This window comes from Rhodococcoides fascians A25f (genome assembly GCF_000760935.2).
In the GTDB taxonomy this organism is placed as follows: domain Bacteria; phylum Actinomycetota; class Actinomycetes; order Mycobacteriales; family Mycobacteriaceae; genus Rhodococcoides.
Genome location: NZ_CP049744.1, coordinates 3,063,423 through 3,087,582, shown reverse-complemented (window position 1 = coordinate 3,087,582; position 24,160 = coordinate 3,063,423). Strand labels below are relative to the sequence as shown.

At 65.0% G+C, this 24,160-nt stretch carries 23 protein-coding genes; 18 read left to right on the top strand and 5 right to left on the bottom strand.

Features of this window, described 5'->3' with window-relative positions; all coding sequences use genetic code 11:
• Nucleotides 1-233 precede the first annotated feature (233 nt).
• Nucleotides 234-1,082, top strand: a complete 849-nt coding sequence (pdxS, locus tag BH93_RS14465; RefSeq protein WP_052058638.1) for a pyridoxal 5'-phosphate synthase lyase subunit PdxS — start codon at nucleotides 234-236, stop codon at nucleotides 1,080-1,082.
• Nucleotides 1,083-1,089: 7 nt separating this feature from the next.
• Here pdxS and BH93_RS14460 read toward each other — a convergent pair whose 3' ends face one another.
• Complete coding sequence (locus BH93_RS14460) at nucleotides 1,090-1,752, bottom strand: hypothetical protein (RefSeq protein WP_242458983.1); 663 nt, start codon at nucleotides 1,750-1,752, stop codon at nucleotides 1,090-1,092.
• 38 nt (nucleotides 1,753-1,790) lie between these two features.
• Between BH93_RS14460 and BH93_RS14455 the strand changes: the two genes are divergently transcribed.
• The 12 genes from BH93_RS14455 to BH93_RS14400 all read left to right on the top strand — a co-directional run bounded on the left by BH93_RS14455 (nucleotide 1,791) and on the right by BH93_RS14400 (nucleotide 15,052).
• Complete coding sequence (locus tag BH93_RS14455; protein WP_037173866.1) at nucleotides 1,791-2,642, top strand: acyl-CoA thioesterase; 852 nt, start codon at nucleotides 1,791-1,793, stop codon at nucleotides 2,640-2,642.
• Nucleotides 2,639-3,241 (top strand): pyridoxal 5'-phosphate synthase glutaminase subunit PdxT, encoded by a 603-nt coding sequence (gene pdxT, locus BH93_RS14450; protein WP_037173864.1) that lies wholly within the window; start codon nucleotides 2,639-2,641, stop codon nucleotides 3,239-3,241. Before BH93_RS14455 ends, pdxT begins: the two co-directional genes overlap by 4 nt.
• Before the next feature lie 108 nt (nucleotides 3,242-3,349).
• Nucleotides 3,350-4,108, top strand: a complete 759-nt coding sequence (locus BH93_RS14445; protein ID WP_032377773.1) for a YebC/PmpR family DNA-binding transcriptional regulator — start codon at nucleotides 3,350-3,352, stop codon at nucleotides 4,106-4,108.
• A gap of 107 nt (nucleotides 4,109-4,215) precedes the next feature.
• Entirely contained in the window at nucleotides 4,216-4,833 is a 618-nt protein-coding gene (gene ruvC / locus BH93_RS14440; RefSeq protein WP_032377774.1) for a crossover junction endodeoxyribonuclease RuvC, read from the top strand.
• Nucleotides 4,830-5,435: a Holliday junction branch migration protein RuvA gene (gene ruvA / locus BH93_RS14435; RefSeq protein ID WP_032377775.1), complete on the top strand. Its 606-nt coding sequence runs from the start codon at nucleotides 4,830-4,832 to the stop codon at nucleotides 5,433-5,435. Before ruvC ends, ruvA begins: the two co-directional genes overlap by 4 nt.
• A gap of 54 nt (nucleotides 5,436-5,489) precedes the next feature.
• Nucleotides 5,490-6,518, top strand: a complete 1,029-nt coding sequence (ruvB, locus tag BH93_RS14430; RefSeq protein ID WP_052065147.1) for a Holliday junction branch migration DNA helicase RuvB — start codon at nucleotides 5,490-5,492, stop codon at nucleotides 6,516-6,518.
• 138 nt (nucleotides 6,519-6,656) lie between these two features.
• On the top strand, nucleotides 6,657-7,067 hold the full coding sequence (yajC, locus tag BH93_RS14425; RefSeq protein ID WP_037173862.1) for a preprotein translocase subunit YajC: 411 nt from the start codon (nucleotides 6,657-6,659) through the stop codon (nucleotides 7,065-7,067).
• Nucleotides 7,068-7,230: 163 nt separating this feature from the next.
• Nucleotides 7,231-9,051 (top strand): protein translocase subunit SecD, encoded by a 1,821-nt coding sequence (gene secD, locus BH93_RS14420; protein ID WP_052065090.1) that lies wholly within the window; start codon nucleotides 7,231-7,233, stop codon nucleotides 9,049-9,051.
• 1 nt (nucleotide 9,052) lies between these two features.
• Nucleotides 9,053-10,234: a protein translocase subunit SecF gene (gene secF, locus BH93_RS14415; RefSeq protein ID WP_037173860.1), complete on the top strand. Its 1,182-nt coding sequence runs from the start codon at nucleotides 9,053-9,055 to the stop codon at nucleotides 10,232-10,234.
• Between the two features lie 26 nt (nucleotides 10,235-10,260).
• Nucleotides 10,261-11,964, top strand: a complete 1,704-nt coding sequence (locus BH93_RS14410; protein WP_037173859.1) for an ABC transporter substrate-binding protein — start codon at nucleotides 10,261-10,263, stop codon at nucleotides 11,962-11,964.
• Nucleotides 11,961-12,500, top strand: a complete 540-nt coding sequence (locus tag BH93_RS14405) for an adenine phosphoribosyltransferase (protein ID WP_037173857.1) — start codon at nucleotides 11,961-11,963, stop codon at nucleotides 12,498-12,500. The genes BH93_RS14410 and BH93_RS14405 overlap by 4 nt, the downstream gene beginning before the upstream one ends.
• Before the next feature lie 248 nt (nucleotides 12,501-12,748).
• Entirely contained in the window at nucleotides 12,749-15,052 is a 2,304-nt protein-coding gene (locus BH93_RS14400; RefSeq protein ID WP_052065146.1) for a RelA/SpoT family protein, read from the top strand.
• A 67-nt stretch (nucleotides 15,053-15,119) separates the two neighbouring features.
• Here the strand turns inward: BH93_RS14400 and BH93_RS14395 are convergent, their stop codons facing one another.
• Both BH93_RS14395 and BH93_RS14390 read right to left on the bottom strand, forming a co-directional pair.
• The gene (locus tag BH93_RS14395) at nucleotides 15,120-15,920 is read right to left on the bottom strand and encodes a peptidylprolyl isomerase (RefSeq protein WP_052065089.1); all 801 of its coding nucleotides are present in this window, start codon (nucleotides 15,918-15,920) and stop codon (nucleotides 15,120-15,122) included.
• A complete protein-coding gene (locus tag BH93_RS14390) occupies nucleotides 15,917-16,780 on the bottom strand; it encodes a peptidylprolyl isomerase (protein WP_032377781.1) in 864 nt (287 codons plus the stop codon). The genes BH93_RS14395 and BH93_RS14390 overlap by 4 nt, the downstream gene beginning before the upstream one ends.
• 191 nt (nucleotides 16,781-16,971) lie before the next feature.
• On the opposite strand from BH93_RS14390, the gene BH93_RS14385 reads away from it, so the two are divergent.
• The 3 genes from BH93_RS14385 to BH93_RS14375 are packed head-to-tail and all read left to right on the top strand — an operon-like array spanning nucleotide 16,972 to nucleotide 19,566.
• Nucleotides 16,972-17,664 carry an MBL fold metallo-hydrolase gene (locus BH93_RS14385; protein ID WP_032403334.1) on the top strand — a complete coding sequence of 231 codons (693 nt, stop codon included), beginning with the start codon at nucleotides 16,972-16,974 and terminating at the stop codon, nucleotides 17,662-17,664.
• Nucleotides 17,665-17,666: 2 nt separating this feature from the next.
• The gene (gene hisS / locus BH93_RS14380; protein WP_037174319.1) at nucleotides 17,667-18,938 is read left to right on the top strand and encodes a histidine--tRNA ligase; all 1,272 of its coding nucleotides are present in this window, start codon (nucleotides 17,667-17,669) and stop codon (nucleotides 18,936-18,938) included.
• A complete protein-coding gene (locus tag BH93_RS14375; protein WP_037173856.1) occupies nucleotides 18,928-19,566 on the top strand; it encodes a hypothetical protein in 639 nt (212 codons plus the stop codon). Before hisS ends, BH93_RS14375 begins: the two co-directional genes overlap by 11 nt.
• A gap of 11 nt (nucleotides 19,567-19,577) precedes the next feature.
• Here the strand turns inward: BH93_RS14375 and BH93_RS14370 are convergent, their stop codons facing one another.
• Nucleotides 19,578-20,048 (bottom strand): DUF3237 domain-containing protein, encoded by a 471-nt coding sequence (locus BH93_RS14370; RefSeq protein ID WP_032377784.1) that lies wholly within the window; start codon nucleotides 20,046-20,048, stop codon nucleotides 19,578-19,580.
• Nucleotides 20,049-20,174: 126 nt separating this feature from the next.
• On the opposite strand from BH93_RS14370, the gene BH93_RS14365 reads away from it, so the two are divergent.
• Nucleotides 20,175-21,203: an Rv2578c family radical SAM protein gene (locus tag BH93_RS14365; protein WP_037173855.1), complete on the top strand. Its 1,029-nt coding sequence runs from the start codon at nucleotides 20,175-20,177 to the stop codon at nucleotides 21,201-21,203.
• Nucleotides 21,204-21,212: 9 nt separating this feature from the next.
• On the opposite strand, the gene ypfJ is transcribed toward BH93_RS14365, so the two are convergent.
• Nucleotides 21,213-22,127, bottom strand: a complete 915-nt coding sequence (gene ypfJ / locus BH93_RS14360) for a KPN_02809 family neutral zinc metallopeptidase (protein ID WP_037173854.1) — start codon at nucleotides 22,125-22,127, stop codon at nucleotides 21,213-21,215.
• A gap of 170 nt (nucleotides 22,128-22,297) precedes the next feature.
• Here ypfJ and aspS point away from each other — a divergent pair, with 170 nt between their 5' ends.
• Nucleotides 22,298-24,103 carry an aspartate--tRNA ligase gene (gene aspS / locus BH93_RS14355; RefSeq protein WP_037173853.1) on the top strand — a complete coding sequence of 602 codons (1,806 nt, stop codon included), beginning with the start codon at nucleotides 22,298-22,300 and terminating at the stop codon, nucleotides 24,101-24,103.
• The last annotated feature ends 57 nt before the right edge of the window (nucleotides 24,104-24,160 follow it).

Below are 24,160 nucleotides of genomic sequence, written 5' to 3'. Positions count from 1 at the left end.
GAGCAGTCCAGCAATCTTCAAGTGGTTATGGGAATCGCACGGGCGAAGGCCTATCGTTCTGGGCGCGACATCGCGCCGCGCGCGATCGCACCTATCAGCCCGCAGCGCCGCAACAGCGTCGAAGAACACAGGAGTTTCGCTTGAGTACCCCACACGCCTCGAACACGCCCGCCGCATCGGTCGACGGAGGATCCGGCGAGAACGGAGTCGGCACCGCGCGCGTCAAGCGGGGTATGGCCGAGATGCTCAAGGGCGGCGTCATCATGGACGTGGTCACCGCCGATCAGGCCAAGATCGCCGAGGATGCCGGTGCCGTCGCCGTGATGGCTCTCGAGCGCGTTCCCGCCGACATCCGCGCCCAGGGTGGGGTGTCGCGTATGAGCGACCCCGACATGATCGACAGCATAATTTCTTCGGTGAGTATCCCGGTGATGGCCAAGGCACGCATCGGACACTTCGTCGAGGCGCAGATCCTGCAGAGCCTGGGCGTCGACTACATCGACGAGTCCGAGGTGCTCACCCCGGCCGACTACGCCAATCACATCGACAAGTGGAACTTCACCGTTCCTTTCGTCTGCGGTGCCACCAACCTGGGTGAGGCCCTGCGCCGAATCACCGAGGGTGCGGCCATGATTCGCTCCAAGGGTGAGGCCGGCACCGGTGACGTCTCGAATGCGACGACGCACATGCGCAAGATCCGCGACGAGATTCGCCGACTCACCTCGCTGCCCGAGGACGAGCTGTACGTGGCGGCGAAGGAACTGCAGGCACCGTACGACCTCGTCGTCGAGATCGCCAGGGCGGGCAAGCTGCCCGTCACGCTGTTCACGGCCGGCGGTATCGCTACCCCTGCCGATGCGGCGATGATGATGCAACTCGGCGCCGAAGGAGTGTTCGTCGGGTCGGGAATCTTCAAGTCCGGCAACCCGAAGGAGCGCGCCGAGGCAATCGTCAAGGCCACCACGTTCTTCGACGACCCCGACGTTCTCGCGAAGGTCTCGCGTGGCCTCGGTGAGGCGATGGTCGGCATCAATGTCGACGACCTCCCCGTCGGACACCGGCTCGCCGAGCGCGGTTGGTGACTCGCCTCTAGGGTCGGTGTTCCAAGGCCGGGCGGTCCGGGTGGTCCCATCGGACCAGAAAATCCGGCCGGCCGGCGGAACGGTCCGACCAATTCAGGCTGTCGTAATACGTCGCCAAGGGCTCGCAGGTCCATTCTTCGGCCGGATCGGTTTTGCGCCGCAGTGCAGTCTCGGACAAACGAAGGTGCACCGACAGATCGACGTCGAGGCCCCGCCCGAGCAGCATGGGACCGGCAATCAGCACGATCTCGTTGGGCGCGGCCGGGACGCTGCGGGCACGAGCCGATCGATCGGTTGCCTCATCCCACAGACGAGGCAGAAAGTGACCTCGGCCACCGGGTCGTAGCGGTGCGATGACCTCCCGAGATACGGCGTCGTAGTCGAACCACAGTGTGCGATAGCTCAATTCGTCGTGGCGTGAGTATTCGAATCGGATCGACGCTGGTCGGATGTAGTCGTGCAGATCGATCACGGTGGCCGAACGCCCGCCGGAGCGGGCGTGTTCTGCTGTGCGCGAGGCGAACTCGACCGGCTGCGCAGCATCGGCACCGTCGATCACGACTATGGTTCGGGTGCCGGACGGACAGGATTCGACGATCGATGCCACGAGGAGATCGGGAAAGATCGGCACAGGTTGACCCACACCGACCATCTTGCCTGGTCGATCCATTGTTAGCCTGATCCACTGGAGAAAGGTGGGCACCAGCCATGGCCAGTATCGAGGACATTCTCGAATTGGAACGGATCGAGAACGACATCTATCGGGGACGGACTTTCCCGAGTCGTCTACCCCGGACGTTCGGCGGCCAGGTTGCGGGCCAGGCGCTCGTCGCGGCGGTGCGCACAGTGGCCCCCGAGTTTCGTGTGCACTCGTTGCACGGCTATTTCCTGCGTCCGGGCAACCCCAACGAACCGGCCGTGTTCATGGTCGATCGAATCCGCGACGGACGGTCGTTCTGCACTCGCCGCGTCACCGGAATTCAGCACGGCAAAGCAATATTCACGATGTCCGCATCGTTCCACGGCGACGACGACGGTATTTCTCATCAGGACCTCATGCCCGAGGTCGTCGGCCCGGAGACTCTGCCCGATCCGACCACCCTCGCCGAGTACGACAACTCGTACTACAAGGAGTGGTCGGAATGGGACATCCGTCTCATTCCCGATGGTCAGACCGTCAAGCATCCGAGTTTCGCTGCGCAGCAACGCGTCTGGTTCCGCTATCGCGACACGTTGCCCGACGATCAGGTCTTCCACGTCTGCGCACTGGCGTACATGAGCGACATGACGCTGCTGGGTTCGGCCAAGGTGCCGCACCCGGACGCCGTCACTCAGACCGCCTCGCTCGACCACGCCCTGTGGTTCCTCCGACCGTTCCGTGCGGACGAGTGGTTGCTCTACGACCAGACGTCACCGTCGGCCGATTTCGGGCGAGCGCTGACTCAGGGCCGAATCTTCGACACTTCCGGCCGCCTGGTTGCCGCAGTCGTCCAGGAGGGCCTGATGCGCTACGAGCGGGACACCTCGAAACCGCACGTCGATCCCTTCGGTTTGAAGTGACCGCTCCGACCATCGGAGTGCTGGCCCTGCAAGGCGATGTTCGCGAACATCTGGCAGCACTCGAGTCGAGTGGTGCGCACGGCATCACGGTGCGGCGTCCGGCCGAACTCGCACAGATCGACGGGCTGATCATCCCCGGCGGGGAATCGACGACCATGAGCAACCTGCTCGGCGTGTTCGATCTTCTCGACCCGTTGCGTGCCCGATTGGCCGAGGGTATGCCCGCCTACGGATCCTGCGCGGGCATGATCCTGCTGGCGTCCGAGATTCTCGATACCAGACCCGACGCGCGGTATCTGGACTCCCTCGATATCACCGTGCGGCGCAATGCTTTCGGCCGTCAGGTCGACTCCTTCGAGACCGATCTCGACGTCATCGACATCGACGGCGGCCCCGTACGAGCGGTGTTCATCAGGGCACCCTGGGTCGAGCGTGTCGGCGAAGAAGTCGAGGTCCTGGCCACCGTGCCCCATGGACCGGCTGCGGGGCGTGTGGTGGCCGTGAGGCAGAACTCGGTGCTGGCGACGAGCTTTCATCCCGAGGTCACCGGGGACGATCGTGTGCACCGACTCTTCGTCGACATGGTGCGCCGCAGTTAGAAACGGTGCGCCGCCGTTTCGAACCCGCCGGAGCAGGTCGGTCCCGAGCGCGGTACCGGGCGAGTAAAGTCGACAACACTGATTTCGAGCAGGAAGGGGCTCTATCGCATGAGCGGCCACTCAAAATGGGCCACCACCAAGCACAAGAAGGCGGTGATCGACGCCCGACGCGGCAAGTCTTTCGCCAAACTCATCAAGAACATCGAGGTGGCGGCCCGCACGGGTGGCGGTGACCCCACGGGCAACCCGACTCTCTTCGATGCCATCCAGAAGGCGAAGAAGACCTCGGTTCCGATCGACAACATCGAGCGGGCCCGTAAGCGCGGAGCAGGCGAAGAGACCGGTGGAGCCGACTGGCAGACCATCATGTACGAGGGCTACGGCCCCAACGGCGTGGCGATTCTGATCGAGTGCCTCACCGACAACCGCAACCGCGCCGCAGGCGAGGTACGCGTGGCGATGACGCGCAACGGCGGAAACATGGCAGACCCGGGATCGGTCTCGTACCTGTTCTCGCGCAAGGGCGTGGTGACGCTCGAGAAGAACGGTCAGAGTGAGGACGACGTCCTGATGGCCGTTCTCGAAGCCGGTGCCGAGGAAGTCAACGACAACGGCGACACGTTCGAGATCGTCAGCGAGCCGACGGACCTGATCGCAGTACGGACCGCTTTGCAGGAGGCCGGATTCGACTACGACTCGGCAGAGGCGAGTTTCCAGGCCTCGGTCAACGTTCCGGTGGACGCGGACGGCGCGCGCAAGGTGTTCAAGCTCATCGACGCGCTGGAAGACAGCGACGACGTGCAGAACGTCTGGTCCAACGTGGATCTGTCCGACGAGGTCATGGCCGAGCTCGACGAAGAGGACTGACCGCCTCGATTTCGATCGAGCCAACAGGCCGGGTGTCGTATCCCTGATCCGTCGGTGCGCTCCGCTACGCTATCGAACAACAGTTCGTAAGCGGAAGGTGTGGTGGCGTGCGGGTGATGGGTGTCGACCCCGGTCTCACCAGGTGTGGGCTCAGTTTGATCGAGGGTGGTGTGGGTCGATCGGTGGTTGCTCTCGACGTGGATGTGGTGCGCACGCCCGCGGATATGGATCTGGCGCAGCGGTTGTTGCGCATCTCCGAGGCAGCAGAATATTGGCTCGATACCCACAAACCCTCGGTGGTGGCCATCGAGCGGGTGTTCGCGCAGCACAACGTCCGCACCGCCATGGGAACCGCGCAAGCCGGCGGAGTGATCGCGCTGGCGGCGGCCCGGCGGGGGATCGATGTCTGCTTCCATACCCCCAGTGAAGTCAAGGCTGCGGTCACCGGCAACGGTTCGGCCGACAAGGCCCAGGTCACTGCGATGGTCATGCGCATTCTCGGTCTGCAAACCGCCCCGACTCCGGCGGATGCCGCCGACGCCCTTGCGCTCGGCATCTGTCATTGCTGGAGAGCTCCGATGATCGCCCGGATGGCGAAAGCAGAAGCCATGGCGGCAGAACAGAAGCGCAAGTACGACGCGCGCCTGGCCGAGGAGCGTAAAGCTCGCGCCGTCGTTGCCCGCAGAATCGAAAAGATGGCCAAGAAAGAGGCGGGCGCACGATGATCGCATCGATCAGAGGCTCGGTGATCGACATCGCGCTCGATCACGCCGTGCTCGAGGCTGCCGGCGTCGGATACCGCATCAGCGCCACTCCGGCGACGCTGGCCACGCTGCACCGGGGGAGCGAATCGACGCTCCTGACAACCATGATCGTGCGCGAGGACTCGCAGACGCTGTACGGGTTTCCGGACAAGGAGTCACGCGAGCTGTTCGAGTTGCTCCTCACCGTGTCGGGCGTCGGACCGCGAATCGCGATGGCCACGCTCGCCGTGCACGAACCGGATGCGCTGCGAACGGCGTTGGCGGACAGTGACATCGGAGCACTGACGAGGGTTCCCGGAATCGGCAAACGTGGCGCGGAGAGAATGGTCGTCGAATTGCGCGACAAGGTGGACGCAGTGGTCGGCCGCGCTGGTAATTCGGTTCTGCCAGGATCCGGTGCCGGAAATTCGGTGCGCGATCAGATAGTCGAGGCGCTGATCGGGCTCGGATTCCCGGCGAAGCAGGCGGAGGAGTCCACCGACGCGGTACTTGCCCAGCAGCCGGAGGCCACGACGTCGATTGCACTGAGGTCGGCCCTGGCGTACCTCGGAAAGTCCAGGTAGGTCGGCGTGGACGAGGACGACCAGTTCGCCGAATCACAGGTGGGCGCGGACGCCATGTCCGACGACCTGGATGTCGAGACGAGCCTGCGTCCGAAGAACCTCACCGATTTCATCGGTCAGCCCCGGGTACGTGAGCAGCTCCAGCTCGTACTGTCCGGTGCCAAGATGCGCGGCGGCACTCCCGATCACATCCTGATGTCCGGGCCGCCGGGGCTCGGCAAGACCAGTATGGCGATGATCATCGCCGCCGAGTTGGGAACCTCGCTGCGGCTCACGTCCGGGCCGGCGCTCGAGCGCGCCGGGGACCTGGCAGCGATGCTCAGCAACCTGGTCGAGGGAGACGTGCTGTTCATCGACGAGATCCATCGCATCGCCCGTCCGGCCGAGGAGATGCTGTATCTGGCGATGGAGGACTTCCGCGTCGACGTCATCGTCGGTAAGGGGCCGGGTGCGACGTCGATACCGCTCGAGGTGGCTCCGTTCACGCTCGTCGGAGCGACCACCAGGTCGGGTGCTCTCACCGGGCCGCTGCGTGACCGATTCGGCTTCGTGGCGCACATGGATTTCTACGAGCCGAGCGAGCTCGAGCGCATCCTCATGCGGTCGGCCGGAATACTCGGGGTGCCGATCGACCGAGACGGCTGCGCCGAGATCGCCGGCCGTTCGCGTGGCACTCCACGTATCGCGAACCGATTGCTCCGGCGAGTGCGCGACTACGCGGATGTGCGGGGCGACGGCACCGTCACCCGGGACACGGCCAAAGCGGCTCTGGTGGTGTACGACGTCGACAAGCTCGGCCTCGACCGACTCGACCGTGCCGTCCTCAGCGCACTCATCCGCAGCTTCGGCGGGGGACCGGTCGGCGTATCGACGCTGGCCGTAGCCGTCGGTGAGGAACCCTCGACGGTCGAGGAAGTGTGTGAACCCTTCCTGGTGCGCGCAGGCATGATCGCCCGAACACCGCGAGGCCGCGTTGCCACTGCCACCGCGTGGCAACATCTCGGTCTGACCCCGCCACCGGACCTCGCGGTAGGGGGAATTTCGGTCCGATCCTCGGAGGCTGCGCAGGGATTATTCGACTGAATCGGGCAGAACACGAGACGAACGGACCGGATCGGTTCCCGGTGATGGCACACTGGGTAGCTGCGAGGCCCACACCCACGGCGTTCTCGCACGAGACAATGACGATTTTCGACCCGAACTTCGAGGACTGACCTTCCGATGGATTTGCTGTTTCCGCTGCTGATCGTGGCCCTTCTGGTACCGCTGTTTCTCAATGCGCGTCGACAGAAGAAGGTGCTGGCCAAAACCACGGAGATGCAGGACTCGCTCAAGGTGGGCGACGAGGTCGTCACCACAACAGGCCTGTACGCCCGCGTGGTTCTGGTCGAGGACGACACGATCGACCTCGAGATCGCGGACGGCGTCATCACCACCTGGTCTCGCGCCGTAGTACGCGAGGTGTTGCCCGATGGCTCCGAATTCGACGACACCGAGTTCGAGACCGCCACCGACGCCGACATCGCGTCCCTCGACTCGAGCACCAGCGCAGGGCCGTCGTTGCACAAGACGGACGTCAGCGGGCCCGACGAGACCGTGGAACAGACGGCGAAGCGGCTCGAAAAAGAGTGAGCAGCCGTTGATCCGAACCGCTGTCGGAGACTTCGATCCGGCAGCGGTTTCGTCTGCGGTGACCGATGTGGTGCACAATCGCAGCGCTCACCGCTGACATATCGGGCCGACAGTCCCCGCAGGAACCGACACTTTCCATCGCCTTAGAGGAGAAACACTCACCGTGGCACCTACCAGCGGACCGGTGCGTCCCGCCCGCTATCTCGCCGTTTTTGCGGTGCTGATAGCAGCGGTGTATGCCCTGGTCTTCTTCACCGGAGACAAAGACCCCTCGCCGAAGCTGGGAATCGACCTGCAGGGCGGCACGCGCGTGACACTCACCGCGCGAACCCCCGACGGCAATGCGCCGACGCAGGACAGCCTGAAGCAGGCGCAGCAGATCATCGAGACTCGCGTCAACGGTCTCGGTGTCACGGGCTCCGAGGTGGTCGTCGACGGTGACAACCTCGTCATCACGGTGCCCGGTGACGACAGTTCTCAAGCGCGCACTCTGGGCCAGACTGCACGACTGTTCATCCGACCCGTGGTGGGATCGGTTGCCCCGTCGGCGGGCCAGGGTGCAGGGTCGCAGCAAACGCCGGCCGATCCCGCCGCGCCGGTCGATCCGGCCGCTCCTACAGATCCCGCCGCTCCTGCTGCAGATCCCGCCGCTCCTGCTGCAGATCCCGCCGCTCCTGCTGCAGATCCCGCCGCACCGGCCGCTCCTCAGAGTCGCGTCTTCCCGGCGCAGGATCCGTCTGCGGTGGATCCGACGCCTGCGACCGACGCGCCCGCGACCGACGCGCCTGCGACCGATGCACCCGCGACCGACGATCCCGCCGCGGATGCGTCGCTGTCGGACGCCGATCGTGCTGCTCAGGAGATCGCCGACGCCAAGACGCTGCGGCAGAGCGAGGATCAGCAGATTCAGCAATTGGCGATGCAGTCCCTCGACTGCAACGCGGCCGACCCACTCGCAGGCAACGACGATCCGGCTCTTCCGCTCGTCGCGTGCTCGACCGACGGGACTGCCGTCTACCTGCTCGGCCCGACGATCATCGACGGGCAGCAGATCGCCGACGCGACCTCCGGATTCGACAGCCAGCAGGCCCAGTTTCAGGTGAGCCTGACGTTCGACTCGGACGGTTCCAACACGTGGGCTCAGTTCACCGCCGCCAACCTGCAGAAGCAGGCCGCATTCGTGCTGGACTCGAAGGTGATCAGTGCGCCGGTCATCCAGGGTGCCACCCCCGCGGGCAGCGCCACCTCGATCACCGGAAACTTCAACGCCCAGAGTGCTTCAGAGCTGGCCAACACCCTCAAGTACGGCTCTCTACCGCTGTCCTTCGTATCCTCCGAGGCCGAAACTGTCTCGGCCACACTGGGATTGGCTTCGCTGGAAGCCGGCCTCATCGCTGGAGCCATCGGACTGGCGCTCGTATTGGTCTACTGCCTGCTCTATTACCGCGCCCTGGGTCTGCTCACGGCGCTGTCGTTGGCGCTGGCGGGTCTCGTCGTCTACGGAATCATCGTTCTGTTGGGCAGGTGGATCAGCTTCACCCTGGACCTTGCAGGAATTGCCGGACTCATCATCGGCATCGGTATGACCGCGGACTCCTTCGTAGTGTTCTTCGAGCGCATCAAGGACGAAATTCGTGAGGGTCGCAGCTTCCGGTCTGCAGTACCACGCGGTTGGGCACGCGCACGCAAAACCATCCTGTCCGGCAACGCGGTCAGCTTCATCGCGGCCGCGGTGCTGTACGTACTCGCTGTGGGGCAGGTCCGCGGCTTCGCCTTCACCCTCGGTCTGACGACGATCCTCGACATCATCGTCGTGGTGCTGGTGACCTGGCCACTGGTGTACCTGGCGTCGAAGTCGAAATTCTGGTCCAAGCCGTCCGTCAACGGTCTCGGTGCCGTCCAGCAGATCGCACTCGAACGAAAGCGTGCAGCCAACAAGGCGCTCGCCGTCAAGACCGGCACCACGCCGTCGAAGGAGGCATGACATGTCGGATACGACCACGTCGACCCCATCGCCCCTCGACGACTCGAGTGTCGACCAGTCCACCCAGCCCAAGCACAGCTGGCTGTCCAGGCTCTACACCGGAACCGGTGCCTTCGACATCGTCGGTCGTCGCCGCTTCTACTACATCCTCACCGGTGTCATCGTGTTGGTGTGCCTGCTGAGCTTCCTCGTGCGCGGATTCACGCTCGGCATCGATTTCGAGGGCGGGACTCGTATTGCCCTGCCGGCCGCCGACAACATCTCCACCGAGCAGGTCGAAACCGTGTACAACGACTCGCTGGGTATGCCCCCGGTGTCGGTGCAGACGGTCGGCTCGGGCGCGGCAGCAACGGTGCAGATTCGCTCCGAGGCTCTCGACCCCGGTGAAGTGGACAGCTTGCGTCAGGCGTTGTTCCAGGCCTTCGAGCCGCAGGACAACAGCGGCACCGCTACTCCCAATGCGATCAGCGTGTCCGACGTCAGTGAGACCTGGGGTGGCCAGATCACCCAGAAGGCGTTGATCGCACTCGCGGTGTTCCTGGTCATCGTCAGCATCTACATCGCTGTCCGATACGAACGGGATATGGCGTTCGCCGCTCTGGCTGCTCTGGGATTCGACCTCGTCGTCACGGCAGGCGTGTATTCGATCGTCGGGTTCGAGGTGACTCCTGCGACGGTCATCGGACTGCTGACGATCCTCGGTTTCTCGCTGTACGACTCGGTGGTGGTGTTCGACAAGGTCGAGGAAAACACTCGCGGGATCTTGAACCTGCACCGCAAGACGTACGCAGAGCAGGCCAACCTCGCCGTCAACCAGACCCTGATGCGCTCGATCAACACGACCGTCATCGGTGTTCTGCCGGTGATCGCGCTCATGATCGTCGCGGTCTGGCTGCTCGGAGTCGGCACACTCAAGGACCTGGCGCTGGTGCAGCTCGTCGGCATGATCGTCGGTGCCTACTCGTCCATCTTCTTCGCTACTCCGCTGCTGGTGACGCTCAAGGAGAAGTGGGGCCCGGTGGCTGCGCACACACGCAAGGTCCACTCCAAGCGGGCCGATGCGGCTGCCCGCGCGGCCGGTCTCGCTCCCGAACCGGTGGCCGTCGGAGTGTCCACCACCAAGGCGTCCACTCCGCAGCCGGGTAACCGGCCCACCGGAAAGCGAAACAAGAAGCGACGGTAGATATCCACCCTCGACTGGGACGGAGAGTGCACGTGAAACGCAGGTGGAGCGCGGCACTGGTGGCGGCGGGTGTCGCTGCGGTGTCCATCACCGCGTGTTCGTCGCCCGAGGACAAGGTTCCCTCGATCGGCTACTCGTTCGACAACGTCGTCGACACGTACAACGCGAGAACGGTCGACGGCGCGGCGTCGGGAGCTCGGCAGGCGTTCACCCGGGTGCAGGTGGGCTTCAGCTACCTCGGGCCCGAGGGGGATGCGTTGTCGGACAACGACATCGGGACCACGGAAGTGATTCCCGGTGACACGTTGACCGTGCAGTACTCCATTGCCCCAGCGGCGAAGTACTCCGACGGTGCACCGATGGCCTGCGATGACCTCGTGTTGGCCTGGGCTGCGAACAGCGGCCGATTCGCCGCCGACGGTCCCATGTTCGACGCGGCGTCGTCGGCCGGGTACTCGGACATCGAACGCATCGACTGCGTCCCCGGGGCCAAGGAGGCCACGGTCGTGTTCGCTCCAGGGCGCAGTTACCAGAACTGGCGCGCCCTGTTCGGTGCCACCGATCTGTTGCCTGCGCACGTTGCGGCCCGGGCGGCAGGAGTGCCGAACGTCGTCGATCCCATCCTGGCCGACGACAACGATGTCGTGGGCCGCATCGCCGAATTCTGGAACACCGGGTGGACACTGACGCCCGGCGCGATCGACACTTCGTTGCTGCCCTCGGCCGGGCCGTACCGCGTCGAGTCGTACACCTCCGACGGAGGTCTTGTTCTCGTCGCGAACGAGGCCTGGTGGGGAATTCCGCCCGAAACCGAGCAGGTCGTCGTCTGGCCCAAGGGCACCGACGTGGCTGCCAAGGTGGCGGACGGCTCGCTCGACGTGCTCGACCACGGTGCGGGTGCCATCGATCTCGGCACGACCGAGGGTTTCGTGACCAGCGAGGAACCGTCACGAGGCCTCGAACAACTGACCTTCGCCACACAGGGGGTGCTGGCCGACGCGAGCGCGCGACGAGCGGTGGCCGCGTGCATCCCGAGATCGGATCTCTTCGACACGCTCGGGCATCCGGGCTCCGACGCCCCAGCGGCCGGGCTCGGCTCGGGAATCGTCGACGCTCGGCTGGTGCAACTGGACACCCTCGAGTATCCGGCGGTCGCAACCGTCGTCGGCGATCGGTATCGGCGCTCGGACCTGGATCAGGCGGGCAAGGAACTTGCTGCGGCAGGCGAGAGTGCCCTCACCGTTCGCGTCGGGTACCGGGGACCGGATGCTCGTCGCGCACAGGAGGTCGGCCGCATGGCTGCCGACTGCGCTGCAGCCGGCATCACCGTCGTCGATGCGAGCTCGCCGGAGTTCACGCCGTCCGCCCTGCGCGGCGGTGCCGTCGACGCGGTGCTGGGCAGCAGTGGTTCTCTGCCCGGGCCATCGGGGTCGGCAGGCGGAGCTGTCGCACGGTATTCGCTGAGGACGGGAATCGGACTGAACGTCGGCGGCTACAGCAACGGCAGGATCGATTCCATCGTCGATCAGCTGGCGGTGACCGATGACCCCGAACGAGTGCTGGCTCTCGCCACGGAGGGCGAGAACATCCTGTGGAACGACATGCCGTCGCTTCCCCTGTACAACGAGCCGCGCACCACCGTCGTCAGCGACGGAATGCAGGACGTGGTGCCCAACCCGACGGCCGCTGGTGCCGGATGGAACATGGATCGGTGGGTTCTTCTTCGATGAACGACGCAGGTGATCGGGCCGACGCAGTCGCTGCCGTGGCTCGGCTGACGCGGTGGGTCGACGACTTCCCCGTTCCCGGAGTGCGTTTCGGCGATCTGACTCCGGTGTTCGCAGACGGCAGCGCCTTACGCAGTGTCGTGTCGGAGTTGGCGCAGGGCCACCACGATGTCGATCTGGTTGCGGGAATCGACGCGCGTGGCTTTCTGCTGGGTGCCGGTGTGGCCTTGGAGCTGGGCTGCGGTGTGCTGGCGGTGCGCAAGGCGGGCAAGCTGCCGCCTCCGGTGCATTCGCGGGCCTACGACCTCGAATACGGGACCGCCGAGTTGCAGATCCCGACGGCGATCGAACTGGCTGGACGGCGGGTGTTGGTGATCGACGACGTGCTGGCGACGGGCGGTACCGTCGAGGCGACCGCACGGCTGTTGGCAGATCAGGGTGCGGTGATAGTCGGTGCCGCCGTCGTTCTCGAGATCGCGGCACTGGGAGGGCGTGAGAGGTGCAGTGACTACCCGCTCGCCTGCCTGGTTCGAGTATGAGGACTAAAGTCTCTACATAATGCGTTCTCCGGATGCGTCCGGCGACAGCGTGGAGCGCGTGGCAGGAGGTGATGAGAGTGACCCGTTACATCGATCAGCCCTTGCCGGATGGGCCTGCCGTCCCCGAGAGGCCTGACGTTCCCGATCGGGCCGGAGTCGACGTCGTGACCGAGGGCGAGACCGGTTCCGGTGACACCGGTCCCGCAGTCGAGTCCCCAGTGTCCCGTGATTCTGCTTCCCCCGATTCTGTGCCGAACGACGCGCAGGCTCCGTCCGGAACGCGCAATTCGGCACCGGTACCGACGTCGGCGTCACGGCGGGTGCGGGCCCGTCTGGCGCGCCGCATCACCGCCGGACGCAGCGCCGCCGTCAAGCCGGTGCTCGAACCTCTCGTCAGCCTGCACCGCGAGCTCTACCCCAAGGCCGATCTCGCGTTGTTGCAGCGGGCCTACGACGTCGCGGACGAGTTGCATGCATCGCAGATGCGTAAGTCCGGCGATCCGTACATCACCCATCCGCTCGCAGTCGCGAACATCCTCGCCGAGCTGGGAATGGACACCACGACGCTGGTCGCGGCGTTGCTGCACGACACGGTCGAGGACACCGGGTATTCGCTCGCCAAGTTGACCGAGGAATTCGGCGAGGAGGTTTCCCATCTGGTCGACGGGGTGACCAAACTCGACAAGGTGGTTCTCGGAACCGCTGCCGAAGGCGAGACCATTCGCAAGATGATCATTGCGATGGCGCGAGATCCGCGGGTGCTCGTCATCAAGGTGGCAGACCGACTGCACAATATGCGCACCATGCGGTTCCTGCCGCCGGAGAAGCAGGCCCGCAAGGCGAAGGAAACGCTGGAAGTCATTGCGCCGCTTGCGCATCGGCTGGGAATGGCCACGGTCAAGTGGGAGCTCGAAGACCTGGCGTTCGCTATCCTGCACCCCAAGAAGTACGACGAGATCGTTCGTCTCGTCGCCGATCGGGCACCGTCACGCGACACCTACCTCGAGAAGGTGCGGGCCGAGATCAACGCGACATTGGCCGCGTCGAGAATCAGCGCCGTGGTCGAGGGACGGCCGAAGCATTACTGGTCGATCTACCAGAAGATGATCGTCAAGGGCCGCGACTTCGACGACATCCACGACCTCGTGGGTGTACGGATCCTGTGCGACGAGATCCGTGACTGCTACGCCGCTGTGGGTGTCGTGCACTCGCTGTGGCAGCCGATGGCGGGCCGCTTCAAGGACTACATCGCTCAGCCGCGCTACGGCGTCTATCAGTCCTTGCACACCACGGTGATCGGACCCGAGGGCAAACCGCTCGAGGTGCAGATCCGCACGCGCGACATGCACCGGACGGCAGAGTTCGGCATTGCTGCGCACTGGCGATACAAGGAGACCAAGGGCAAGCACTCTCAGGACAACGCCGAAGTCGACGACATGGCGTGGATGCGCCAACTGCTCGACTGGCAACGTGAAGCAGCCGATCCAGGAGAGTTCCTCGAGTCACTGCGGTACGACCTCGCGGTCAAGGAGATCTTCGTCTTCACGCCCAAGGGCGACGTCGTCACCTTGCCTGCCGGTTCGTGTCCGGTCGATTTTGCCTACGCGGTCCACACCGAGGTCGGCCATCGCTGCATCGGCGCACGCGTCAATGGCCGACTGGTCGCACTCGAACGAACCCTGGACAACGGCGAAGTGGTCGAGGTGTTCACCTCCAAGGCCGCTACTGCCGGACCGAGCCGGGACTGGCAGGGATTCGTGGCATCGCCGCGAGCGAAGACCAAGATTCGTCAGTGGTTCGCCAAGGAGCGCCGCGAGGAAGCACTCGAGGCCGGCAAGGACGCCATCGCGAAGGAGGTGCGCCGAGGCGGACTACCGTTGCAGCGGTTGATGAATGCCGAATCGATGTCGGCCATCGCGCACGAATTGCGGTACGTCGATGTCTCGGCGCTCTACACCGCGGTCGGCGAGAATCACGTGTCCGCTCGCCACGTGGTGCAGCGTTTGGTCGCTCATCTCGGGGGTGTGGGCGATGTCGAGGAAGAGCTCGCCGAGCGTTCGACTCCGTCGACAATTCCTACCCGTCCTCGCCAGGTCGGCGATGCCGGGGTGTTGGTCACCGGTGCGGACGGCGTCGTCGCGAAACTCGCGAAGTGCTGTACTCCCGTGCCAGGAGACGAGATCCTCGGATTCGTCACCCGCGGCGGTTCGGTCAGCGTGCATCGCACCGACTGCACCAACGCTCGCTCACTGGAGGAGCAGTCCGAGCGGTTCATCGAGGTTCAGTGGGCACCGTCGGCGTCCTCGGTGTTCCTGGTGGCCATTCAGATCGAGGCACTCGACCGCCACCGACTGCTCTCCGATGTGACCAAGGCGCTGGCCGACGAGAAGGTCAACATCCTCTCGGCATCCGTCGCCACGTCGGGAGACAGGGTTGCGATCAGCAAATTCACGTTCGAGATGGGTGATCCCAAGCATCTCGGTCACGTGCTGAACGTGGTCCGCAATGTCGAGGGCGTCTACGACGTCTACCGGTTGACGTCGGCCGCCTGAGCGGTCCCGACAACGACGAGAGGGTGAGCAGAGATTCTCTGCTCACCCTCTCGTACTTCGAATCTGTCTACGCCGTTGCCGATTCCAGGATCACCGGGTTCGCAGGCGCGCCGTCCTCGGAGCCTCCGGTCACCCCTCCCGCCGCGATGGCGTCGAGGGTGGCCAGTCCGCTCTCGGAGATGGTGCCGAACACCGTGTACTGCGGCGGGAGCACCGAATCTGCGTACACCAGGAAGAACTGGCTGCCGTTGGTGTCGGGACCGGCATTGGCCATCGCGAGCGTCCCGCGGGGGTAGACCACCGGATTTTCGGCCTGCGCGGGATCGCCGGTGTATGCCGTCGTGGGGTACTCGTTGGCGAAGCTGTATCCGGGTCCGCCCCGACCGGATCCGGAAGGATCGCCGCACTGGAGCACCTCGAGGCCCGGTGACGTCGTCAACCGGTGGCAGGGAGAGCCGTCGAAGTATCCCTGCTGGACGAGGCTGACGACGCTGTTGACCGTGCACGGTGCCTGCGTCCGGTCCAGCGTGATGTCGATCGGTCCCTGGCTGGTGGCCAGTGCGACGTCGACGGTTCCGTACACGTCGACATTGTCGACGGGAGGTGGATCGACCTCCTTCGCGGCCGGCGTCTCCGCCGGATAGGCGCAGGACACAGTGTCGGTCGTCGGCTGTGGCACGGCCGGCAGCGCACCGAACCGAGACAGGTCCAACGCCGGCCGCTGTGTTGTCGTTGCCGCCGGAGCGGACGACGTCGTCGACGAGGTTGCTGCAGCAGGCTGGGCAGCGGGTTCGGCCGAACTGGAGCAGCCGGCCAGCACCAGAGCGGTAGCCGACAGCCCGGTCACTAGGACAGAGGTGCGGTTCACAGGTCGCTCAGCATGTTCGTGATGTCGACTGGCTCGGCGGGTGCTCCGTCGGATGCGCCGCCCTGCACTCCCTTGGCCGCGATGGCGTCGAGGGTGGCGAGGCCGGTCTCGTCGATCGTGCCGAACGCGGTGTAGGCAGGCGGCAGTTCCGAATCTCCGTAGACCAGGAAGAACTGGCTGCCGTTGGTTCCCGGACCTGCATTGGCCATCGCCAACGTGCCGCGCGGGTACGCGATCGGTGTCTGCGCAGCGGGGTCGCCCTCGGCGAACGTGTCGGTGGGGAATTCGTCGGCGAACTGGTAGCCCGGTCCACCGCTTCCGGTGCCCGTGGGATCGCCGCATTGCAGCACCTGAAGACCGGCACCGGTGGTGAGTCGATGACAGGTGGTGCCGTCGAAGTAGCCCTGGTTGGCGAGCGAGACGAAACTGTTCACCGTGCACGGCGACTCGGGGTTGTTCAGAGTCAAACCGATATTGCCCTGGTTCGTGGTCATGCTGTAGCTCAGCGGCTCGTCGCTGGTGGGGACGTTGTCGGTGCGCGGGGGAGTGTTCTCCTTGGCCGCAGGCTGTGCCGCAGCGGGATAGGAGCAGTTCACCGTCTCGGGCAGGGGCTCGGAACGTCCCGCCGCGATGAGGGAGTCGGCGGGTGCGGACGTCGTCGATTCCTGGGCGGTACTCGCATCGTCGTCACCGCGGGTCACCACGTACACGACCGAGACGACGGCCACGACTGCGACGACACCGAGAATGGAACCTGCAATCGTCAATTGCTTACGACGCCGTGCGCGCTCCGCACGGCGTACGAGTTGGCGTTCGAGCTTTCGTTTGGCAGCCTCGCGCCGTTGCTCGTTGCTGGGCAATTCGTGTTCCTCCCGCTTGTCCGAAAATCGACCTCGCCCGCTCGCTGCACGGACCGATCGTGTGGTAACAGGCCGAAATCGGCCAACGCGAGTGTGCCATCAATGCCTGAGAGCATGCTGGGGGGACCCGATCCGAACGGCCCCACTAAGCTTGTTCGGTACTTCGGCCTCAGCCTTTAGGAGCGATTGGTTTGCTCGTCACCGGATTCCCCGCAGGCATGTTTCAGACGAATTGTTACATCCTGGCCCAGGACGACGCGTCCGAGTGCGTCGTCGTCGATCCCGGCCAGGACGCCGCCGATCCGCTGATCGATTTTCTGACGCGATCCTCGCTCACTCCCACCGCAGTGCTGCTCACGCACGGCCACCTCGACCACACGTGGTCGGTCGAGCCGATCTGCGAAAAGTACGGCATTGCTGCGTACATCGCACCCGAAGATCGATACATGCTCTCGGACCCGATCAAGGGAACGGGTCCAGCGCTGGCTGCCGTGCTGGGTGACATCGAGTTCCGCGAACCGGCCGAGGTGATCGAACTCGCCGACGGCGAGCAGCTGGATCTCGCCGGAATCGAGTTCTCGGTGGTGCACACGCCCGGACACACCCAGGGTTCGGTGGTGTTTCTCGCTCGGGCCGACGGGCCGGACGGTGCGGTCCCGTTGGCGCTGACCGGAGACACCCTCTTCGCGGGGTCGATCGGTAGGACGGATCTACCCGGCGGCGATCACGACCAACTACTGCGGTCCATCGCGACCCGATTGCTGCCGCTCGGTGACGACACCGTGGTACTGCCGGGGCACGGCGGCCAGAGTTCGATCGGTCAGGAACGTGCGTCCAATCCGTTCCTCGTTGGACTCGGCGACCCCGAGCAAGGGAAGCTGTGAGCGTGAGCAAGCCGACCACCTTTTCTGCGCCCAAGGGCATTCCCGACTACTTTCCCCCCAACTCGGCCGAGTTCGTCGCCGTGCGAGAGGGGCTGCTCGACGCCGCGCGCAACGCCGGCTACGGACATATCGAACTGCCGATCTTCGAGGACACCGGGCTGTTCGCCCGTGGGGTCGGGGAGTCGACCGATGTGGTGAGCAAGGAGATGTACACGTTCGCCGATCGCGGAGATCGGTCGGTGACGCTGCGCCCCGAGGGCACCGCGGGGGTCATGCGTGCGGTGATCGAGCACGGATTGGATCGGGGCGCGCTTCCGGTGAAGTTGGCCTACGCCGGGCCGTTCTTCCGTTACGAGCGCCCGCAGGCCGGGCGGTACCGGCAGTTGCAACAGGTGGGTGTCGAAGCGATCGGCATCGACGACCCGGCGTTGGACGCCGAGGTCATCGCCGTGGCCGACGCCGGTTTTCGCGCTCTCGGGCTCACCGGTTTCCGCCTGGAGATCACCTCGCTCGGTGACGACACCTGCCGCCCTCAGTATCGAGAGTTGTTGCAGCAGTTTCTCTTTGCGCTTCCTTTGGACGAGGACACGCGTCGGCGCGCCGAGATCAACCCGCTGCGGGTGCTCGACGACAAGCGGCCGGAGGTGCGCGAGATGACCGCGGACGCGCCGTTGATGCTCGATCACCTCTCCGATTCGGCCAAAGAACACTTCGACGAGGTCCTGGCGTATCTGGACGTGATGAACGTTCCTTATCTGGTGAACCCGCGAATGGTGCGCGGGCTGGACTACTACACCAAGACCACGTTCGAGTTCGTGCACGACGGGCTGGGGGCGCAATCGGGCATCGGCGGCGGCGGCCGCTACGACGGGCTGATGGAACAGCTGGGCGGGCAAGCGCTGTCGGGTATCGGATTCGGACTCGGCGTCGACCGCACCGTCCTCGCCCTGGCTGCCGAGGGAAAGACTGCGGGGTCCACGTCGCGGTGTCAGGTGTTCGGCATCCCGATGGGTGCCGCAGCCAAACTGGCGATCGTCGATATCGCCGCTCAGCTACGCGAACGGGGTATCGCAGTGGACATAACGTACGGAAATCGCGGCATCAAAGGAGCGATGAAAGCAGCCGATCGATCGGGTGCCCGATACGCGCTGGTGCTGGGCGATCAAGAACTGTCGGCGGAATCGGTTGTGGTGAAAGACCTCTCGAACGGGGAGCAGGACACTGTCGCGTTGGCCGACGTGGTCGACGCCCTCGGGGTCCGCCTTGGCCGATGACCCTCGGCCCGCTGCCGGGCCGGTAGCCTTGGACCTGGTCTCGGTGGAGTTCCTGGCCCCGCGCCTGCGGAAAATCATTGTCGGGTCGGCCGCGATCGGGATCGTTCTCGCCGTCGTCCTGGCGCTGTTCGTGCCGGTGTGGGTTGGTGTTCTCGTCGGGGTGATCATCGGTGGCCCCGCAGTACTGTCGGGCTGGCTGGGCCTGCGTCGGCGGGTGTGGCTCGATGGTCCGCAACTCTGCGCGCGAGGGTTGCGCACTCGCCGGTTGAGGATGCCGGAGGTGGTGACGGCCGAGCTGACGATTCGCACGGCCGGGATCGATCAGATCTCGTTGCGGCTCTATGACGGTCGCACTCGCGTGGTCCTACCACTGGCGCTGTACACCAACGGTGGGGGTCGTGAACTGCCGATCCTCGCCCTACGCACCCTCGCCGATTCGCTGTGGACCACTGAGCTCGTCCCGGCGGCGGCCATCGCGTCGGTCCTGGTGGACCAGCTACGGGCCGAGGCACGTGACGCCGGACTCGACGAACGGCCCCTCTACCGAGCGATCGAACTGGTTCGCAGCAAGGGCCGCACTCCGCATGCGACGCTGACCGACCGCGAGGTCGCCCAGCTGCTCCGATGAGCGAGCAGGTATCAGGTCACCAGGAACGCGTCGAGGACCACGGCCTCGGCCGATCGTGAGCCGGAGGTAACGACCAGCGCACGGTTGAGATAGGTGAACTTCGGAACAGCCGTCGATACTCGCAACGTGCCACGGAAGTAATAGGTAGCGGGGTCGACTTCCCGGTCGGGATCGTCGAGCGCGTCGATGACCTCGGCCGGGCCGAACTGAACCCCGCGATAGTCGAGCGAGAGGTAACCACCGGTTGCCAATTCGAGGACGAGATCACTGCTGAACTCGGTGCATCCGTCGGGTCGGGTGACGCTGACGACGGTGGATCGAGCAGCCAGAGTGCCCTCGATGTCCGGGCCCGGGGCGGCCCCGCCGAGGACGGTGGTGACGACTCGGTCGCCTTCGGGTACCGAACCGATCTCGATGGCCGGTCCCAACGTGAGTCCCAGGCGCAGAATGGGTTCGAGGGTCGGTGTGTTCGGGGCGGTCACGTGCGGTGCACTCCTAGGATCGACTTGACGCCCTACGCTATCGCTTGCCGGCTGCCGGATCCGAGCGGGGATGCGAGGAACGATACCGACCTTGACACCGCATAGAACAAATGTTCGACTGTGTGCATGCGATGGGCCGGTCAGACTCTCGATGCCGCGGACGACGGCGCGCTACCGGGACTCGAACGGTCCGGGCTCGTCCGCAGCGTGCAGACCCCGGAGTTCGAGGGAACAACCTTCCACGAGGTGCTGTGCAAGAGTGCCCTGAACGAGGTTCCGGGTGAATCGCAGGTGCCCTTCTCGTGGACCGTGAATCCTATGCGGGGATGTTCGCATGCGTGCCGGTACTGCTTCGCCAGACCGACACACGAATACCTGGACCTCGACTCCGGCAACGACTTCGACTCGCAGATCGTCGTCAAGACGAATGTCGCGGCAGTCCTCCGCAAAGAGCTCGCACGTCGATCCTGGAAAAGGGAGCCGGTAGCGCTCGGGACGAACACCGATCCCTATCAGCGCGCCGAGGGCCGATACCGGTTGATGCCCGGCATCATTCGGGCGTTGACGGAGTCCGGTACGCCTTTCTCGATCCTGACCAAGGGCACACTGCTGCGTCGCGACCTGCCCTTGTTGACGTTGGCTGCTCAGCAGGTAGATGTGCACGTGAGCATCAGCCTCGCCATCCACGACCCCGATCTGCAGAAGCAGCTCGAGCCCGGGACCCCAAGTCCACGTGCACGATTGGACCTCATTCGTGCCGTCCGTGACGCAGGCCTGGATTGTGGAGTGTTGGTCGCACCGGTGATTCCCTTCCTCACGGACGGTGCCAAGCATCTCGACGGTCTGATCAGCGCACTGGCCGACGCGGGAGCTACGAGTGTGACGGCGTTGCCGATGCATCTACGGTCCAGCACCAAGGACTGGTACATGAGCTGGCTGGTGAAGGAGCACCCGGCGTTGGTCCGGCGATACCGTCAGCTCTACGGTCACGGGGCGTACGTGACGCCCGAGTACAAGCAGTGGCTCCGAGGGCGTATCGACCCGTTGCTCGAGACGTACGGGTTCGCCGTAGAACAGACCCGGTCTTTGCCTGCCAACGAGCCCGCCGAATCCCGAGAACTGGCGACCTCGGGACCGGCCCTCACGCTGTTCTGAGTGGTGCGATCACGGGTTGTTCAGATCGCGCGCCGAGAACGTGTCGCAGGCCGAGACCTGTCCGGTCTCGTACCCGGCGGTGAACCATGCCTGTCGCTGGGCAGAAGACCCGTGCGTCCAGCCCTCGGGGTTGACGCGGCCGGTGGATGCCTCCTGAATCCGGTCGTCGCCCACCGATGACGCGGCCGAGAGCGCGTCGTCGATGTCGGTGGAGGTCAGCGGCTCGAGGAACGGAACCCCGGTTTTCGGATCGACCGTCTCGGCTGCGTAGTGCGCCCAGATGCCCGCGTAGCAATCTGCCTGCAACTCCACCTTGACGCCACCGGACTCGGGTCCCTGCGGATCGGCTTGCGCGCGCCCGATGTCACCCAGCTGATTCTGGATGTGGTGGCCGATCTCGTGCGCCACCACGTACTCCTGCGCCAAGGGGCCGCCGCTGGAGCCGAACTGGTCGACGAGTACCTGGAAGAAGCTGGTGTCGAAATATGCGGTGGAATCGGCCGGGCAGTAGAACGGCCCGACGGCGCTGGTGGCGTTGCCGCAGCCAGTGTTCGTTGCACCCGAGAACAGGTTGACAGCCGGCTGGACGTACGCGACGCCGGTCTGCGATTGCAGCTGCGATTCCCACACGGTGTCCAGGCTCGATGCCGTGAACCCGATACGGCAATCGACGCTGCTGTTCGCGTCCGCGACATCGCATTCGAGTGTTCCGGAAGCCCCGGAGTCGTTCTGTCCGGCGGAACTGTCGCCACCGCTGATCTGGTTCAGGATTGCTCCCGGGTCGCCGCCGAACAGCAGGGCAAGGACGATGATGACCAAGCCACCCGCTCCGCCGCCGATCGCCAACTTGCCGCGTCCGCCGCCTCCGCTACCGCCGACGGAGACTCGGCCCGGTTCCATTTGCGAACCTTCTCTGAACGTCATGACCGAGTTCCCCTCCGCCGAGCCAGCATCTGAAGATGCGAACCGATACCGCCACTGTCGGCCTTAGCTTCGCATGCCGGGACGGCATCTCGTTTCCTTCTACGGTGATGTGCTCCGTAGGATCGGTGAGCGAAGAACACGATCAGCGGATTTTTCTCGAAAGGACACCCGTGCTGCGCACCCACCTCGCCGGCTCATTACGCCCCGAGCACGTCGACCGAACCGTGACGCTGACGGGATGGGTGGCCCGTCGACGCGATCACGGCGGCGTCATCTTCATCGATCTGCGTGACGCCTCCGGTGTGTCTCAGGTCGTCTTCCGCGAGGGAGCAGCGCTCGAGCAGGCACACCGACTGCGTGCCGAGTACGTGGTGAAGGTGACCGGCAAGGTCGAGGGTCGTCCCGAGGGCAACGCAAACTACGAGATCCCCACCGGTGCCATCGAGGTCGAGGCCTCCGAGATCGAGGTCTTGTCCGAGGCCGCACCGCTGCCGTTCCAGCTGGACGATCAGCCGGGCGAGGAAGCGCGTCTGAAGTACCGCTATCTCGACCTGCGCCGTGAGGGCCCCGGCCGTGCCATTCGGCTGCGTTCGCACGTCAACGCTGCCGCCCGGTCGGTGCTTGCACATCACGAGTTCGTCGAGGTCGAGACCCCGACGCTGACGCGTTCCACTCCCGAAGGCGCACGAGACTTCCTCGTTCCCGCACGTCTGCAGCCGGGCAGTTTTTACGCTCTGCCACAGAGCCCGCAGCTGTTCAAGCAGCTGCTGATGGTCGGTGGTATCGAGCGGTACTACCAGATTGCCCGGTGCTACCGAGACGAGGACTTCCGCGCTGATCGCCAGCCGGAGTTCACGCAGCTCGACGTCGAGATGAGCTTCGTCACCCAGGACGACGTCATCCTGTTGGCCGAGGAGATTCTGGCGTCGCTGTGGAAGCTCGTCGGGCATCACTTCGCCGCGCCGATTCCGCGGATCACGTACGCCGAGGCCATGCGGCGCTACGGTTCCGACAAGCCGGACCTGCGATTCGACATCGAGCTTGTCGAGTGCACGGACTTCTTCTCCGAGACCACCTTCCGGGTGTTCCAGGCTCCCTACGTCGGCGCGGTCGTCATGCCCGGTGGCGCGTCGCAGCCTCGCAAGCAACTGGACCGCTGGCAGGAATTCGCCAAGCAACGTGGGCACAAGGGCCTCGCGTACGTTCTCGTCGGCGAGGATGGCACCCTCGGCGGCCCGGTCGCGAAGAATCTGACCGACGCCGAACGCGACGGCCTGGCCGCGCACGTCGGTGCGAACAACGGCGACGCGATCTTCTTCTCCGCAGGACCCGTCAAGGCCTCGCGCGGACTGCTCGGTGCCGTCCGCGGCGAGATCGCCCGCAAGCTCGACCTGATCGACCCGAAGGCCTGGGCATTCGTCTGGGTCGTCGACGCTCCGCTGTTCGAGCCGACGTCCGACGCCACCGCCAGCGGTGACGTAGCTGTCGGATCCGGCGCGTGGACGGCTGTGCACCACGCGTTCACCTCGCCGAAGCCGGAGTCGATGGAGACGTTCGACACCGACCCCGGGTCTGCTCTGGCCTACGCCTACGACATCGTCTGCAACGGCAACGAGATCGGTGGCGGCAGTATTCGTATCCACCGCAAGGACATTCAGGAACGAGTGTTCGCGATCATGGGTATCGGCAAGGAGGAGGCGCAGGAAAAGTTCGGCTTCCTGCTCGACGCCTTCAGCTACGGCGCTCCGCCCCATGGCGGAATCGCGTTCGGCTGGGACCGGATCACCGCGCTGCTCGCCGGGGTCGATTCCATCCGTGAGGTCATCGCATTCCCCAAGTCCGGTGGCGGCATCGATCCGCTGACCGACGCGCCTGCACCGATCACGCCGCAGCAGCGTAAGGAATCGGGCGTCGACTTCAAGCCGGAAAAGAAGGAAGAGTCTCCAGCTTCGGCCGAGACCGTGGTCGACGCGTAACAGTCGACTTCCGAACACGAATGTCCCCGTAACTCCGAGCGTTACGGGGACATTCGC